Annotated in this window: 13 protein-coding genes and 1 tRNA gene; 10 read left to right on the top strand and 4 right to left on the bottom strand. The window is 61.6% G+C overall.

Annotated elements, in window-relative coordinates; translation table 11 throughout:
• Positions 1 to 53 precede the first annotated feature (53 nt).
• The 5 genes from leuA (at position 54) to QM694_RS05295 (ending at position 3,734) form a co-directional block, all read left to right on the top strand.
• Positions 54 to 1,721 (top strand): 2-isopropylmalate synthase, encoded by a 1,668-nt coding sequence (leuA, locus tag QM694_RS05315; RefSeq protein ID WP_415005911.1) that lies wholly within the window; start codon positions 54 to 56, stop codon positions 1,719 to 1,721.
• A 109-nt stretch (positions 1,722 to 1,830) separates the two neighbouring features.
• Positions 1,831 to 2,094 carry an AbrB/MazE/SpoVT family DNA-binding domain-containing protein gene (locus QM694_RS05310; protein WP_415005910.1) on the top strand — a complete coding sequence of 88 codons (264 nt, stop codon included), beginning with the start codon at positions 1,831 to 1,833 and terminating at the stop codon, positions 2,092 to 2,094.
• On the top strand, positions 2,078 to 2,476 hold the full coding sequence (locus QM694_RS05305) for a type II toxin-antitoxin system VapC family toxin (RefSeq protein ID WP_415005909.1): 399 nt from the start codon (positions 2,078 to 2,080) through the stop codon (positions 2,474 to 2,476). Before QM694_RS05310 ends, QM694_RS05305 begins: the two co-directional genes overlap by 17 nt.
• A 136-nt stretch (positions 2,477 to 2,612) precedes the next feature.
• Positions 2,613 to 2,688 (top strand) — tRNA-Lys (locus tag QM694_RS05300).
• Positions 2,689 to 2,771: 83 nt separating this feature from the next.
• Positions 2,772 to 3,734: a Dyp-type peroxidase gene (locus QM694_RS05295; RefSeq protein WP_415005908.1), complete on the top strand. Its 963-nt coding sequence runs from the start codon at positions 2,772 to 2,774 to the stop codon at positions 3,732 to 3,734.
• 3 nt (positions 3,735 to 3,737) lie between these two features.
• On the opposite strand, the gene QM694_RS05290 is transcribed toward QM694_RS05295, so the two are convergent.
• The 3 genes from QM694_RS05290 to QM694_RS05280 all read right to left on the bottom strand — a co-directional run bounded on the left by QM694_RS05290 (position 3,738) and on the right by QM694_RS05280 (position 5,999).
• The gene (locus QM694_RS05290; RefSeq protein ID WP_415005907.1) at positions 3,738 to 4,178 is read right to left on the bottom strand and encodes an ion channel; all 441 of its coding nucleotides are present in this window, start codon (positions 4,176 to 4,178) and stop codon (positions 3,738 to 3,740) included.
• Positions 4,179 to 4,309: 131 nt separating this feature from the next.
• A complete protein-coding gene (locus QM694_RS05285; protein WP_415005906.1) occupies positions 4,310 to 4,549 on the bottom strand; it encodes a hypothetical protein in 240 nt (79 codons plus the stop codon).
• Between the two features lie 244 nt (positions 4,550 to 4,793).
• Positions 4,794 to 5,999, bottom strand: a complete 1,206-nt coding sequence (locus QM694_RS05280; RefSeq protein WP_415005905.1) for a pyrophosphate--fructose-6-phosphate 1-phosphotransferase — start codon at positions 5,997 to 5,999, stop codon at positions 4,794 to 4,796.
• A 130-nt stretch (positions 6,000 to 6,129) separates the two neighbouring features.
• Here QM694_RS05280 and QM694_RS05275 point away from each other — a divergent pair, with 130 nt between their 5' ends.
• Positions 6,130 to 6,630 (top strand): DUF2852 domain-containing protein, encoded by a 501-nt coding sequence (locus QM694_RS05275; protein WP_415005904.1) that lies wholly within the window; start codon positions 6,130 to 6,132, stop codon positions 6,628 to 6,630.
• Positions 6,631 to 6,660: 30 nt separating this feature from the next.
• Here the strand turns inward: QM694_RS05275 and QM694_RS05270 are convergent, their stop codons facing one another.
• Positions 6,661 to 7,080, bottom strand: a complete 420-nt coding sequence (locus tag QM694_RS05270; RefSeq protein ID WP_415005903.1) for a hypothetical protein — start codon at positions 7,078 to 7,080, stop codon at positions 6,661 to 6,663.
• 128 nt (positions 7,081 to 7,208) lie between these two features.
• On the opposite strand from QM694_RS05270, the gene QM694_RS05265 reads away from it, so the two are divergent.
• From QM694_RS05265 to QM694_RS05250, 4 genes are all read left to right on the top strand, one after another.
• Entirely contained in the window at positions 7,209 to 9,725 is a 2,517-nt protein-coding gene (locus tag QM694_RS05265; RefSeq protein WP_415005902.1) for an ATP-binding protein, read from the top strand.
• A 72-nt stretch (positions 9,726 to 9,797) separates the two neighbouring features.
• Positions 9,798 to 11,597, top strand: a complete 1,800-nt coding sequence (locus QM694_RS05260; RefSeq protein ID WP_415005901.1) for a PQQ-dependent sugar dehydrogenase — start codon at positions 9,798 to 9,800, stop codon at positions 11,595 to 11,597.
• 19 nt (positions 11,598 to 11,616) lie between these two features.
• Positions 11,617 to 12,978 (top strand): amidase, encoded by a 1,362-nt coding sequence (locus tag QM694_RS05255; RefSeq protein WP_415005900.1) that lies wholly within the window; start codon positions 11,617 to 11,619, stop codon positions 12,976 to 12,978.
• Positions 12,975 to 13,553, top strand: coding sequence for a hypothetical protein (locus tag QM694_RS05250; protein ID WP_415005899.1), 579 nt, complete (start codon positions 12,975 to 12,977; stop codon positions 13,551 to 13,553). Before QM694_RS05255 ends, QM694_RS05250 begins: the two co-directional genes overlap by 4 nt.
• Positions 13,554 to 13,559: the final 6 nt, after the last annotated feature.

Below are 13,559 nucleotides of genomic sequence, written 5' to 3'. Positions count from 1 at the left end.
CCGGGGACTGACGCTTCAAACCCAGCTAAGACCAGGCAAGAGACCAAAATCCCATGATGATCGCTCCGCAAGAGAAATACCGCCCGTTTCCGGCCGTGAACCTGCCCGACCGGCAGTGGCCCAGCCGCACCATCACCAAGCCGCCGGTCTGGTGTTCCGTCGATCTCCGTGACGGCAACCAGGCCCTGATCGAGCCCATGGGGCAGGACCGCAAGATGCGCATGTTCGATGCGCTGCTGGCCATGGGGTTCAAGGAAATCGAGGTCGGCTTCCCCTCCGCCTCGCAGACGGATTTCGATTTCGTCCGCTATCTGATCGAGAACAACAGGATTCCCGATGGCGTGACCATCCAGGTGCTGACGCAAGCGCGTGAGGAGCTGATCCGCCGCACCTTCGAGAGCTTGAAGGGTGTCAAAAGCGCCATCGTCCATCTCTATAACTCCACCTCTGAACTGCAGCGCCGCGTGGTGTTCCGGCTGGACCGCAAGGGCATCATCGACATCGCCGTGAAGGGAGCTTCGCTCATCTGCCAGATCGAGCGCGAGATGGGCATGGAGAAGGTGATCCGGCATGAATATTCGCCGGAAAGCTTCACCGGCACGGAACTCGATTTCGCCAAGGAAATCTGCGAGGCGGTGATCGACGTTTACAAGCCCACACCGGCCAAGAAGCTGATCCTCAACCTGCCGTCCACCGTCGAGATGGCGACGCCCAATGTCTATGCTGACCAGATCGAATGGTGCATCCGCAACATCAAGAACCGCGAGTCGATCCTCTATTCGCTGCACCCCCACAATGACCGGGGCTGCGCTGTCGCCGCCACCGAACTGGCGCTGATGGCGGGGGCGGACCGTGTGGAAGGCACACTGTTCGGCAATGGGGAGCGCACCGGCAATGTGGATGTCATCACGCTGGCGATGAACATGTTCAGCCAGGGCATCGATCCGGGGCTGGACTGTTCCAACATCAACGACCTGGTGCGCATGGCGGAATATTGCAACCAGCTGCCGGTCCATCCGCGCCACCCCTATGCGGGTGATCTGGTGTTCACGGCCTTCTCGGGTTCGCATCAGGATGCCATCAATAAGGGCTTCAAGGCCATGGCGGCTTCCAACCGGCCCCTGTGGGAGGTGCCCTATCTGCCCATCGATCCGCTCGACCTGGGGCGGAGCTATGAGGCCGTCATCCGCATCAATTCGCAATCGGGCAAGGGCGGCATCGCCTATATCCTCGAGAAGGAGCACGGCATCGAATTGCCGCGCCGCCTGCAGGTGGAATTCTCCAAGGTGGTGCAGGCCATCGCCGACGGGGAGGGCGTGGAGCTTCCCGCCGACCGGCTGTGGAGCGCCTTCGAGAAAGAATATCTCGACGGCAACGGCCGCTATGGCTTCCTCGAATATGCGACGAAGGAAGACCATGGCAACCAAGCCGTGACAGCCAAGGTGACGGTGGATGGCAAGCTCAAGACCATTCACGGCAAGGGCAACGGGCCGATCGACGGCTTCGTGGATGCCATCCGCAAGGAGAGCGGCCTTGCCTTTGAATTCGCCGATTACCGCGAACATGCCATGGGCACCGGCGCCAATGCAACGGCGGTCGCCTATGTGGAACTGAGGCTGCCGGATGGTTCCACGATCTTTGGCGTGGGCATCGACAAGAACATCGTCGTGGCTTCGCTGAAGGCGGTGGTGAGCGGGGTCAACAGGGCGGGGAAGAAGTAACCAAACAGGGCGAAGATCTGCTGGACCTTCGCCCGCCACCAGACACACCTCTTGATAGCAATGTAAATCTGCCTTACATTCTTGTCGGAAATCATCTGGAAACCGGACCATGGCACAGCTCTCCATCACCGCCAAAGGGCAGGTGACGCTAAAAAAAGACCTGCTCAGGCACCTCGGCCTCAAGCCGGGGGAGAAAATTGATGTTGCGCTGTTGCCCAATGGCCGGGTCGAGCTGAGAGGGGTTGAGCCGGCAGGTTCCATTGACAGCTTCGTCGGCTTGCTGGAGGGCAAGGTCAGGCAGCCGCTCACGGTTGAGCAGATGAACCGCATTGCGTCCGAAGGCTGGGCAAAAGCCCATGAAGATCACCGCTGATACCAATCTTCTCGTGCGCGCCGTCTTGATGGACGACGCACGGCAGGCCCGGGCAGCGGCCCGGCTGCTTCGCGAGGCAACACTTATTGCCGTGCCACTACCCGCGCTCTGTGAATTTGTTTGGGTGTTGCGGCGTGGCGCGGGGCTCGCCCAAGAAGACATCGTGGCTGCCATCGAAGCGCTGTTGCGCGCCAGCAACGTCACTATGAACCGCCCGGCTGTGGAGGCGGGCCTGGCCTTATTCAAGGCAGGAGGCGATTTGGCCGATGGCGCGATGGCGCATGAGGGGCGATGGCTTGGTGGCGAGGTTTTCGTGTCATTCGACAAGACGGCGGTAAAGCTTTTGAATTCCCTGGGGCAGGCCGCGAAGCTTGCCGTATGAGGTTGCGCGAATTTCGCTCCGCGTCACGGCTTTTGCGGCATCAACAGGGCGCTCAAAAAGGCATGGACAAGCGGCGGCGGGGCACGTATAGACCCCGCCGTCGGCTCCGGTTTCGGAGCCGCGCGCCATTTGGAATGGGCGATTAGCTCAGGTGGTAGAGCAGCTGACTCTTAATCAGCGGGTCGAAGGTTCGAGTCCTTCATCGCCCACCATTCCAGATTTTCAGGGCCGGTCTTGAACTGTTTTGCGCACGTGGCATGTTCACGTGGTCGCGTAGCACTTTGATGGACCGGTCATGGTTTCCAGCCTTCCTCCTCCCGTCTCACAATCCGTCGCCAGCAGGCTCACGCGGGCGGCGATCTTCCTGGTGGTGACCATCAATCCGGGGGCGGCTGCCGAAAAGCCGGTGCGGGAACTGTGCGCCGATCTGTCGAGCCTGATGCGCGGCGTCGGGTTCCGCAATCTCAATGGCCAGTTGTCGTGCGTCATGGGCTTTGGGTCTGAGGCGTGGGACAGGTTGTTTGGCGCGCCAAGGCCCAAAGACCTTCACCCCTTCCGCGAGATCAAGGGCGCGCACCACGCGGTTTCGACGCCGGGCGATATCCTGTTCCATATCCGCGCGGCCACCATGGATCTCTGCTTTGAACTGGCGACGCACATCATGTCACGGCTTTCCGGCGCCGTTTCCACGCAGGACGAGGTGCACGGGTTCAAGTTCTTCGATGACCGCGACCTGATCGGCTTCGTTGATGGCACCGAGAATCCCGCCGGTCAGGCGGCGGCAGACGCCACCCTCGTCGGCGATGAAGATTCCGGTTTTTCCGGTGGAAGCTATGTGATCGTGCAGAAATATCTCCACGATCTTGCGCGCTGGAACAAGGTGGCCGTGGAAGAGCAGGAGAACATCGTCGGGCGGCACAAGCTCTCGGATATCGAGCAGCCGGATTCGCAGAAGAAGCCCTATGCGCACAATGTCCTTACGTCGATTGAGGAAAATGGCCAGCCGCTCCAGATCCTGCGCGACAACATGCCCTTCGGGGAAGTGGGGAAGGGCGAGTTCGGCACCTATTTCATCGGCTATGCGCGGACGCCGCACCGGATCGAGCGGATGCTCGAAAACATGTTCATCGGCAATCCGCCCGGCACCTATGACAGGCTGCTGGACTTCAGCCGTGCCGTGACAGGCACGCTGTTCTTCGCGCCGACGTCGACGTTTCTCGACAATGTTGATCCTGATGGCGGGGCAAACAAGGCTTGAATCCTACTTCCGGCTGAAGCGGACAAATTCTGCCATCACGGTGACCAGAACGCTGGCCGTCCATCCGAAGGCGAACAGGCCGGATATGGCGATCACCGGCCCGAAGAGGCGCCAATTCTCCGGGAGCGTGACGTTGCCCGCGCCAAGAGTTGTGTAGCTCTGTAGCACGAAATAATAGGCGTCGCGCAGGGATGGCAATATTCCCGAGACATATATCGGCACGGCCCACAGGAGCGGCTCAAGCAAATGCAGGACGGCCAGTGAAGCGACAACGCAGGTCAGGATGAGATCGGCGCGCCAACTCTCGGCGAACGGTTTGTTCTCGGACCATGCCCTGTGAAACCACCTGCCGATGAAGCGAAGGCCTACGCCGTGCGCGAAAATCGTGGCGGTGAGCAATCCGGTTCCGGCGATCAATTCCCACGGCAGATTTGACTCTGGCAAAGTATCCTCCGGCAAAACAGTTCGCCTGTTTTCCTGCCGGATACTGCGGCGGGTTACAACATCACGCTGGCCGGCAAAATTTAAGGCCGGGCAGAATGCCCGGCCTTTTGACGCGATTGATGCGAAACGTGTTACTTATGGGCGTTGCCGCCACCGTTCTCCGAGTTCTCCAGCACGCGCTGATAGTTGCTCACATAACCGCCGTCATTCGCAGCCGTTTCCTTCACAACGGAAAGGGGCTCGGTGCTGGTGTTGTGCTGGGTGTTCAGCTGCCAGGCCGGGGGCGGGGAATCAAAGGAACGATCCGGTTCGGCCAGGGCAACGGTCGACAGCGCGCCAAGGGCTGCGAGAGAGATGATGAGCTTGTTCATGATATGCACTCCACATTGTCTTTTCGGACTTTCGGTGAGCGCGACCATCGCGCCTCCGATGAGTCCTATGTAATCGTAACAATGAGAGGTACCAATCAACTGTGTGGCTTCCCGTGCATTTTTTGTATCCCAATATAATCAATTGGTTATGTCTGATGAGTGGGCTTGTGATTCACGTCTCGCGCACCGTTCAACACAGTGTTTCACGAGGCCGTGAGGCATATTGAAAACGTGCGGGGGCGCACTATTCGCGCGTCTGGCCGATCTCTTTCAGCATGGCCTTGAACCAGCCGGTGGATGGATCGAAATGCTTGCCACCCTTGATGCGCGGGAACTCGATGGCGCGCAGTTCACCTACGCGTTCCTCGTCATGGCCGGTCACACCCGAAACGCCTTTCAGGGCTGAATCAACGGCGACATGCACCATGGTGCGGATCAGCGCCAGGTCGGCGGCGTTGGCGGCGGCTGAGCGCGCGAAATAGCCGGATTTTTGCACCAGAGTCTTGTCAGCGCCGATCTTCTGGCCGAACTGTTTGCCGAACCAGTCTCCCACTTTCACCGTGTCGAGTTTCACATGGCCGAAGGCATCGCGCTCCACGCTGCCGCCCTTGCTTTCGATCTCGGCCACGATTTCGGCAACGCAAGCCCCTTCGCTGACGAAGATGCAGACGGAGTCACGCTCGTCCATCACCTTGCGCAGGCGTTTCGCCTCGGCCTCGATGTCGATGGGCATTTCAGGGATGTAGACGGCGGCGATGTCCTTGTGAGCGCGGCTCAGGTTGAACTCGGGCAGGAAGTGAAGATGCTGCAGCCGTTCCCGCCAGGCCTGCGCCGTGGCGGCGGTCAGCCATCCGCAATTGCGGCCCATCACCTCATGGATGATGAGTTGCCGCGATGATGTGGATTGTTCGTTGACGACGTTCTCGAAAAAGCGCGCGCCTTCCTGCGCGGCGGTCATGGCGCCGAGCGTCTGGCGGATCGGCACCACGTCATTGTCGATGGTCTTGGGAAGCCCCACGACGGTCAGGCCGTAATTGTTCTTCGCCAGATAGGCCGCAAGGTCGGCCGCTGTGGTGTTGGTGTCATCGCCGCCAATGGTGTGAAGAATGGTGATGCCGTCCTTCACCAGTTGCTTCGCCGCCACCTCGAGCGGCACCTCGCCCTCTTTCACCAGACCGCGCTTCACGCAGTCCTTCACATTGGTGAGCTTCACGCGGCTGTTGCCGAGCGGCGATCCGCCATGTTCATGAAGGACGTGCGCCTTGGCACGCACGGCGGCTGTCACGGGAATGGAGCGGCCTTGCAGAAGCCCTTTGTAACCGGACAGGTAACCGATCATCTCCGCATCGGGCAGAAGTTCGGTATAGCGTTCGATCAGCCCGCCCACAGCGGACGACAGGCAGGGCGCAAGACCTCCGGCGGTCAGCATGGCGATCTTGTGCTTGGGCATGGCGGTCTCCTCGGGTTGCAGGGCAGAGCTAATCCAACGGCGGGCGGTTCGGCAAGCGCTCCGATTTGCCATTGAAGTGAGGCCAAGGGTTCCTATCTCATTGCTGTCATTAACCAGGAGGACAGGCACCATGGCCGAATCGGCAACGGGTACCTTTGAAGACGGCATCAACTCTGGCGCATCGCGCCGCGGCTGTGGGCGCCTGTCGCGCAATCCATGGTCGGCATGGGAAATCGGCGCAATGGTCGGCGGTTTCGTAGTGTTTTGGCCGATCGGTCTTTTGGCCCTGTTCGTGAAGTGGAAGAACGGCGAAATGTGGAAGGGTTCCTCAGAAGGCAACGCCCCATGGAATGCCATCCAGTTCAAGAAACAGCAGTTCGAGGGCTGGAAATCATCTGCCTCGTCGTGGCGTGCGGGGAATTTCGGCGGTGGCTTCGGCACCGGCAATGCAGCCTTTGACGATTACAAGCGCGAGGCGCTCCGCAAGCTCGACGAGGAGCGCCGCCGCCTTGATGAGGAACAGCGCATGTTCCGCGATTTCGTGGACAAATTACGCCGCGCCAAGGATCAGGACGAGTTCGAGCGCTTCATGGCGGAGCGCCGCCAGGTGATCGATCCTTCCAACACGTAATAAAAAGCCCGGCGGAAGCCGGGCCTCTTTTTATGGCTGGTCCGGGTCACGCCGCGGTGTGATGGGCGGCGGCGGTTCAACCGTGCGCAGAGGCGGCGGAGCTTTCCGTTCCGCAAAAACCGGCGCGCGCGGCGCGGTTCGCATGGGGATGGGGCCGGAAGGGTCCGAGGCGGGCGCGTAGTTCTGCACTGGCGCTGAGCCGATGCCGCTTTCCACCAGCATGTCATTGGGCCCACCGATCAGCAGCAGATGCTCCACGCCGTCGCGCCGCACGAGCACCAGTCGGCGGGTCTGGTCCAATTCCTGATATTCACTGATGCCGAGGCGCTGGCCATGGCGGCCGCGCACGCGCTTGCTGAAGGCACGCCAGACGATCAGCACGAGGATCAACAGCGCCAGCACCACCAGTGCGGTGATGATGAGGTTCATATATTGGTTGATATATTCCATTTTCCCCGTCCGGCTGTTGCGGTCCGGGCAGCCTAGCACAGATTGCCGCGATGCAAACCGCTTCAGGCGCTGGCGGATTCCGCGCCGGGGCAAATGCCCTATACTGGCCTTGATTCGGGGTGGGATTGATGGCGAAGAACGAAGGTATGGGCGAGGTGGCGCGGCCACCGGGGGCCACGGCAGGGCGTGGCCGCCCATTGCTTTCGTTGCTGATGGCGCTGGCGCTGGCGGTCGCCGTGGCGGGGCTCATCCACCTCGGGCGTGACATCGCACCTGTGTGGCTGCTGCTGATTGGCGGCGTGCTGTCTTTGATTGGTCTGCTGGCGCTGTTCGGGCTGGGCGCGGGCATCCTGCAATTTGGGTCGCCGTCGCGCCACCGGGCGTTTCTGGATGGGTTTGCTGATGCAGTCGGCGATCCTCTGGTGGTGACGGATGCCAAAGGCCGGGCGGTCTATGCCAATGGCCCCTATATCACCCTTGCCTCCAACGCCGGGGCAGGGCGGCTGGTGGGCATGGATGTGCTCTATGCCGGCTATTCGGAATTTGCAGGGCCGGTTTATCAACTGGCGCAGGCCGTATCCGACGGGCGGCGCGAGGAGCGCGAGATCCGCGTGCCAGCAGGTTCCTCAGCACCCGGCGCCAGGGCCGACAGGCCCGTGTGGCTGCGCATCAAGGCAGCGCCTGCGATGCTCGAAGGCAGCGCCAATTACCGGCTGTGGCAATTGCAGGATATCAGCGCCGACCGGGCGCGGCAGGAACAGGCCTTCGCAAGGCTTCAGTTCATCATCAACTATCTTGATTTGGCGCCCGCCGGCTTCTTCTCCACCCTGCCGGATGGACGGATCGACTATCTCAATGCCACGCTGGCGGGATGGCTTGGGCTCGATGTCGCGCAATCGCAGAGCGGAGGCCTGCTGCTTGCCGAACTGGTGGGCGAGGCGGGGGCCAAGCTTCTGTGCGGGCTGGAGCCTGCGGCAGGCACGGTGACTGAAACCTTCGACATGGATCTGCGCGACAAGGCGGGCAAGGCCTTGCCGGTTCATATCATCCATCGCGTGGATTTTGACGGCAACGGGCGGCCGCTGCCCTCGCGTTCGCTGGCCGTGCCGCGCGGGGCTGGCGAGTCAGGCACGACAGACAGTGTGTCTTCCCTGCGGCTCATGCGGTTCTTCAATGGCGCGCCGATTGGCATTGCCGAAGTAGCAGCCGATGGCACGGTGAGGCAGGGTAACTCGGCGTTCCTCGCGCTTTCGCCCGCCATCCGGCGCGGTGCGAAACTTTCCGCGGCGGTCGTTCCCGCTGACCATGATGTGCTCAATCGCGCCCAGTCCCAGGCGTTTGCCGCCGAGGGCGCGCTGTCTTCCGCCGAAGTGACGCTGGCCGGAGACCCGCAGCGCGCCGTGCAGCTGAGCTTCATGCTGCTGGCGCCGGGCGATGACGGCTTGAGCGTCTTCGCCACCGACAAGACCGAGAGCAAGGCGCTGGAGGTGCAGCTTGCCCAGGCGCAGAAAATGCAGGCCGTGGGCCAGCTCGCCTCCGGCATCGCGCATGACTTCAACAATGTGCTCACTCCCATCATCGGCTTTGCCGATCTTCTGCTGGCCAAGATGCGGCCCACCGACCCGTCCTTCTCGGATGTGATGTCGATCAAGCAGAACGCCAACCGGGCGGCCAATCTGGTGCGCCAGCTTCTGGCGTTCTCGCGCCGCCAGACGCTGCAGCCCAAGGTCCATTCGCTGACGGAAGCCATGTCGGATCTGCAAAACCTGCTCAGCCGCGTGCTGGGCGAGAAGGTGGCGCTGAAGATCAGCCATGGCCGCGATCTGGGCCTCGTGCTGGTTGATATTCACCAGTTCGAGCAGGTGATCATCAACCTCGCCGTGAACGCGCGCGACGCGATGCCGAATGGCGGCACGCTGACGGTGCGGACGTTCAACGTCTCCGAAGAAGAATCGCGCACGGTGAAGGCAGACCTGATGCCGCCGGGCGAATATGTGGCCTGCGAGGTGGAGGATACAGGCACCGGCATTCCGCCGGAAATCCTCAACAAAATCTGGGAACCGTTTTTCTCCACAAAGGATGTGGGAAAAGGAACGGGATTGGGCCTCTCCACCGTCTATGGCATCGTCAAACAGACCGGGGGATTCATCTTCTGCGACTCCACCGTTGGCAAGGGCACCACGTTCCGCATTTTCCTGCCGCGCCACTATCCCGATGTTTCCGCGGTTGAGGCTGTGCCTGAACCCGCGGCGGCGCCGCCGCGTGCGGGCCACACCGGAAATGGCCGCATTCTCGTTGTCGAGGATGAGGACGCGGTACGGGCCTTCGCGGTGCGCGCGCTCACCTCGCGCGGCTATACAGTGGTTGAAGCGGACTCGGGCGAGAGCGCGCTCAAGGTGATCGAGGCCGACGACACGGGCTTTGAACTGATCCTCTCCGATGTGGTCATGCCGGAGCTCGACGGCCCGGCATTGCTCCGTGAACTGAGGAAACGCGGCATCACGACGAAACTCATCTTTGTTTCGGGCTATCCCGGCGACCAGTTCGAGAGCGATCTCGAAGGCCAAACCGACTATGATTTCCTGTCAAAGCCGTTCTCGCTGAAACAGCTTATCGAGAAGGTAAAGGACGTGATGGAGCGCTGAAGCGGGCGTTGTCCGGCGGTGGAAAACTGCCCTATGCTGCCATTTGCCTGATTGAGATGGAGGGACGCGGCCATGGATTTCCTCGGAACCAGCAACGCCAACACCCAGGACGGCACGGACGGCGATGACCGGTTTTTCGCCCGGGGCGGCGCTGACACCGTGAATGCGGCGGGCGGCAACGACCGCATCTTCGGCGGCGAAGGCGCCGATGTGCTGAATGGCGGCGCGGGCAATGATCTGATGTTCGGCTGCACCGCCAGCGACAGGACGGCGGGCAGCGGTGACATCATCACCACGCTCGTCACCAATCAGTTGAACACGCCGGTGTTTGCAACATCCGCCCCCGGCGATTCCGACCGCATGTTCGTGGTGGAGAAGGGCGGGACGATCCGCATTCTCGATCCGGGAACCGGAACGCTGACGGCCACGCCATTTCTGGACATATCCTCATCGATCTCGACAGACAGCGAGCGTGGCCTGCTTGGGCTGGCGTTCGACCCGGACTATGCGGCGAACGGCAAATTCTATGTCTGCGTCACCAATGCCGATGGCAATATCGAGGTGCGCAGTTATTCGCGCTCATCCGGCGATGCGGATGCGGCGGATGCCGCGAGCGGCACCGTGCTCATCACCATTCCCCATCCCGGACAAAGCAATCACAATGGCGGGTGGATCGGCTTTGGGCCGGATGGCTATCTCTATATCTCCACCGGCGACGGCGGTTCGGGCGGCGATCCGCCGAACAATGCGCAGAACATGGATGTGCTGCTGGGCAAGATGCTGCGCATCGACGTGAGCCATGATGGCTTTCCCGATGACCCGTCGCGCAACTATGCCATTCCTGACGACAACCCCTTTGTGGGTGTGGCGGGAGCTGATGAAATCTGGGCGCTGGGCCTGCGCAATGCCTGGCGGCCATCGTTCGACCGGGTAACCGGCGACCTTTATATCGCCGACGTGGGGCAGGGCGCCCATGAAGAGGTGAACTATCAATCGCATCTGAGCCATGGCGGGGAGAACTATGGCTGGAAGGTGAAGGAAGGTTTCGACGTTTACGACGATACGGTGCCGGGCAATCCGCCCGCCACCACGCCGCCCCTGACCGATCCGATCTTCGCCTATGATCACACGGGCGCGCCTGATGGCGGCTATGCCATCACCGGCGGATATGTGTACCGCGGCCAGTCGGCGGGAATGCACGGCGTTTATTTTTATGCCGACTATCTTTCCAACCAGCTCTGGAGCTTTCGCGTCGTCAACGGCGTCGCCGTCGACCAGGCAAACCGCACCGCGCAACTGGTGATTTCCGGTGGCACTGTGGATGGCATCTCATCCTTTGCAGAAGACGGCCACGGCAATCTCTATGCCATCGGCCTTGATGGCGAGATGTTCCGCCTGTCGCCCAATGTGAATGCGGGCGATGGCGCGGATCTCATGGATGGCGGCGCGGGCAATGACAGGATGTATGGCGGCGCCTGCAATGACCAGCTTCTGGGCGGCGGCGGCAACGACATGCTGAACGGCGGCTCGCAGGATGATACGCTGATCGGCGGGCCAGGCGCTGATACGCTCTATGGCGGGACGGGACGCGATGTGCTGCGGGGCGGGACCGGAAATGACCGCCTGACCGGAGACGCGGGAGAAGACACGTTCGTCTTCGTCAAATCCGGCGGCCAGGACACCGTTACCGATTTTGAAGACGATGTAAATTCCATCCGGCTGTCGCGCAATCTCGGCATCAGGAGCGTTCAGGATGCGCTGGCGCTTGCGGTTGAAACGGATGGCAATGTGATATTCACGTTTTCCGGCGGAGAAACGCTCACTGTCCTGCATGCCACCAAGGCCATGCTGGCGGATGACCTGCTGGTGTGATTTTTCGGGAAGGCTTTGCATGGCGCGGCTGAAATTGCGTGAATTGGCGGATGATCTGGACTCTGGCCGGGCAGCCGCGCGCGGGCTGGTGGAAGCCTCGCTCGCCGCCATTGCCGATCCCGGCGGCGAAGGCGCGCGGGCTTTCATCTCCTTGGACCCTGCAGGGGCACTGGCCGCGGCGGATTATATCGATGGCCTGCGCAAGGCGGGCCGCGCCCTATCGCGCTTCGCCGGCATTCCAATCTCGGTGAAGGACCTGTTCGATCTGACCGGACAAGTGACAACCGCAGGTTCGATGGTGCTGAAAGGCGAATTGCCCGCCACCGCCGATGCCACGGTGATCGCGCGGCTGAAAGCGCAAGGCTTCATCGTCATCGGCCGCACCAACATGACGGAGTTCGCCTATTCCGGCGTCGGCCTCAACCCGCATTACGGCACGCCCAGATCGCCGTGGGACCGCAGGGTGGGGCATATTCCCGGCGGATCATCGGCGGGCGCTGGCGTCTCGGTGGCGGATGGCATGTGCGCACTGGGCATCGGGTCCGATACCGGCGGCTCGTGCCGCATCCCGGCGGCCTATTGCGGGATCGTGGGCTTCAAGCCGAGCTGGGGGCGCATGCCTTCTACAGGCGTGTTTCCACTGGCGCCAAGCCTCGATTCCGCCGGGCCGCTTGGCCATTCGGTGGCCTGCTGCGCTCTGGCCGATGGCATCATGGCGGGCGAGGGGATCGCACCCTTCACGCCGCGCGAAGCGGGAACGCTGCGGTTGGGCGTTCTCCGCGATTTCGTTCTGGACGGGCTTGAAGCGCCGGTTGCCGAGGCATTCGATGCGGCGCTGGCGAAGCTCGGCTCTGCGGGTGTGCAATTGGCCGACGTGGCATTTCCGGAATTGCATGAACTCCCATCGCTGAACGGCAAGGCCAGCATCGTGGCGGTGGAAGCCTATGCCGTGCATCGCGCCCGGCTGGCGCAGCAGGCGGATGCCTATGATCCCCGGGTGCGTTCCCGGCTGGACGCTGGGGCAAATCTGCTGGCAGCGGATCTTCTCGCCACCATCGCCCGGCGTCGGGAACTGATTGCCCTGTTTGCGCGGCGCATGGAAGGCTTCGACGCGCTCCTCCTTCCGACAACGCCCAACCTGCCGCCCGCCATCTCCGCCCTTGCCGAGGACCGCGACTATGGCCGCCTCAATGCCGTGGCGCTCCGGAACACGGCGGTCGGCAATTTCCTCGACAGTTGCGCGATTTCGATCCCGATGACCAGGCCGGGTGAACCGCCCGTGGGCCTTTCCCTCATGGCCCCGTCCGGGCGGGACAGGGCGCTGCTGGCCGTGGCGGCAGGGGTGGAAGGGGCGTTGATGTATCAAGAGAGCAAGGCATGATTCACGAGTTGGGTCTCTCGGCGGAAGATGAGGCAGAACTTAAATCCGCGCGCGATATGATGGGGAAAGGCGAATTCGCGCCCGCTGTGGAAAAGCTCGTCCCGCTTTTCAACCGTTTGCCTGATGGAGATGCCCGCACTTATGTGGCCAATAATCTCGGGTTCGCGTTCAGCAGGGAAGAGTTTTCCGGTTATGACCGGGAGCGGGCCATCCAATATTACTCTGTCTCTGCCTCGGCCCAGAGCCCTTACGGCTATCGCGGCATTGTCGGGTGTTTACATAAAATGGGCCGCACCCCGGAGGCAATCGACTGGGCGCGCAAGGGAAGTGAAGACGGTGTTGGGATATGCTCCTATTATCTCTACAAGGAACTTATCAAAAAACCGGATTGTGAGCAGGCCAAGGCTGCCCTTGCCAAATCGGCAACCCAAGGATTTGTGATGGGCGTGCAACGCTACGCGATGCGGCGGATACTCGGGCAATATGGGTGGCGCCAGATTATCCCCGGCATCGCCGCCTACTTCGGGAACATGAGGGCCTTATGGACTTATATTAAGGAAAATACGCCGGACTGAGACCTC

Origin of the sequence: Aestuariivirga sp. (assembly GCF_047602625.1) — a bacterium.
Taxonomy (GTDB): Bacteria; Pseudomonadota; Alphaproteobacteria; order Rhizobiales; family Aestuariivirgaceae; genus Aestuariivirga.
This window is presented reverse-complemented; position numbering and strand designations above follow the sequence as displayed.

Excerpts from the sequence above, each read along its gene's own strand:
- leuA (WP_415005911.1), top strand. The coding sequence starts at position 54 with ATGATGATCGCTCCGCAAGAGAAATACCGCCCGTTTCCGGCCGTGAAC.
- QM694_RS05310 (WP_415005910.1), top strand. The coding sequence starts at position 1,831 with ATGGCACAGCTCTCCATCACCGCCAAAGGGCAGGTGACGCTAAAAAAA.
- QM694_RS05305 (WP_415005909.1), top strand. The coding sequence starts at position 2,078 with ATGAAGATCACCGCTGATACCAATCTTCTCGTGCGCGCCGTCTTGATG.
- QM694_RS05295 (WP_415005908.1), top strand. The coding sequence starts at position 2,772 with ATGGTTTCCAGCCTTCCTCCTCCCGTCTCACAATCCGTCGCCAGCAGG.
- QM694_RS05285 (WP_415005906.1), bottom strand. The coding sequence starts at position 4,549 with ATGAACAAGCTCATCATCTCTCTCGCAGCCCTTGGCGCGCTGTCGACC.
- QM694_RS05280 (WP_415005905.1), bottom strand. The coding sequence starts at position 5,999 with ATGCCCAAGCACAAGATCGCCATGCTGACCGCCGGAGGTCTTGCGCCC.
- QM694_RS05275 (WP_415005904.1), top strand. The coding sequence starts at position 6,130 with ATGGCCGAATCGGCAACGGGTACCTTTGAAGACGGCATCAACTCTGGC.
- QM694_RS05270 (WP_415005903.1), bottom strand. The coding sequence starts at position 7,080 with ATGGAATATATCAACCAATATATGAACCTCATCATCACCGCACTGGTG.
- QM694_RS05265 (WP_415005902.1), top strand. The coding sequence starts at position 7,209 with ATGGCGAAGAACGAAGGTATGGGCGAGGTGGCGCGGCCACCGGGGGCC.
- QM694_RS05260 (WP_415005901.1), top strand. The coding sequence starts at position 9,798 with ATGGATTTCCTCGGAACCAGCAACGCCAACACCCAGGACGGCACGGAC.
- QM694_RS05255 (WP_415005900.1), top strand. The coding sequence starts at position 11,617 with ATGGCGCGGCTGAAATTGCGTGAATTGGCGGATGATCTGGACTCTGGC.
- QM694_RS05250 (WP_415005899.1), top strand. The coding sequence starts at position 12,975 with ATGATTCACGAGTTGGGTCTCTCGGCGGAAGATGAGGCAGAACTTAAA.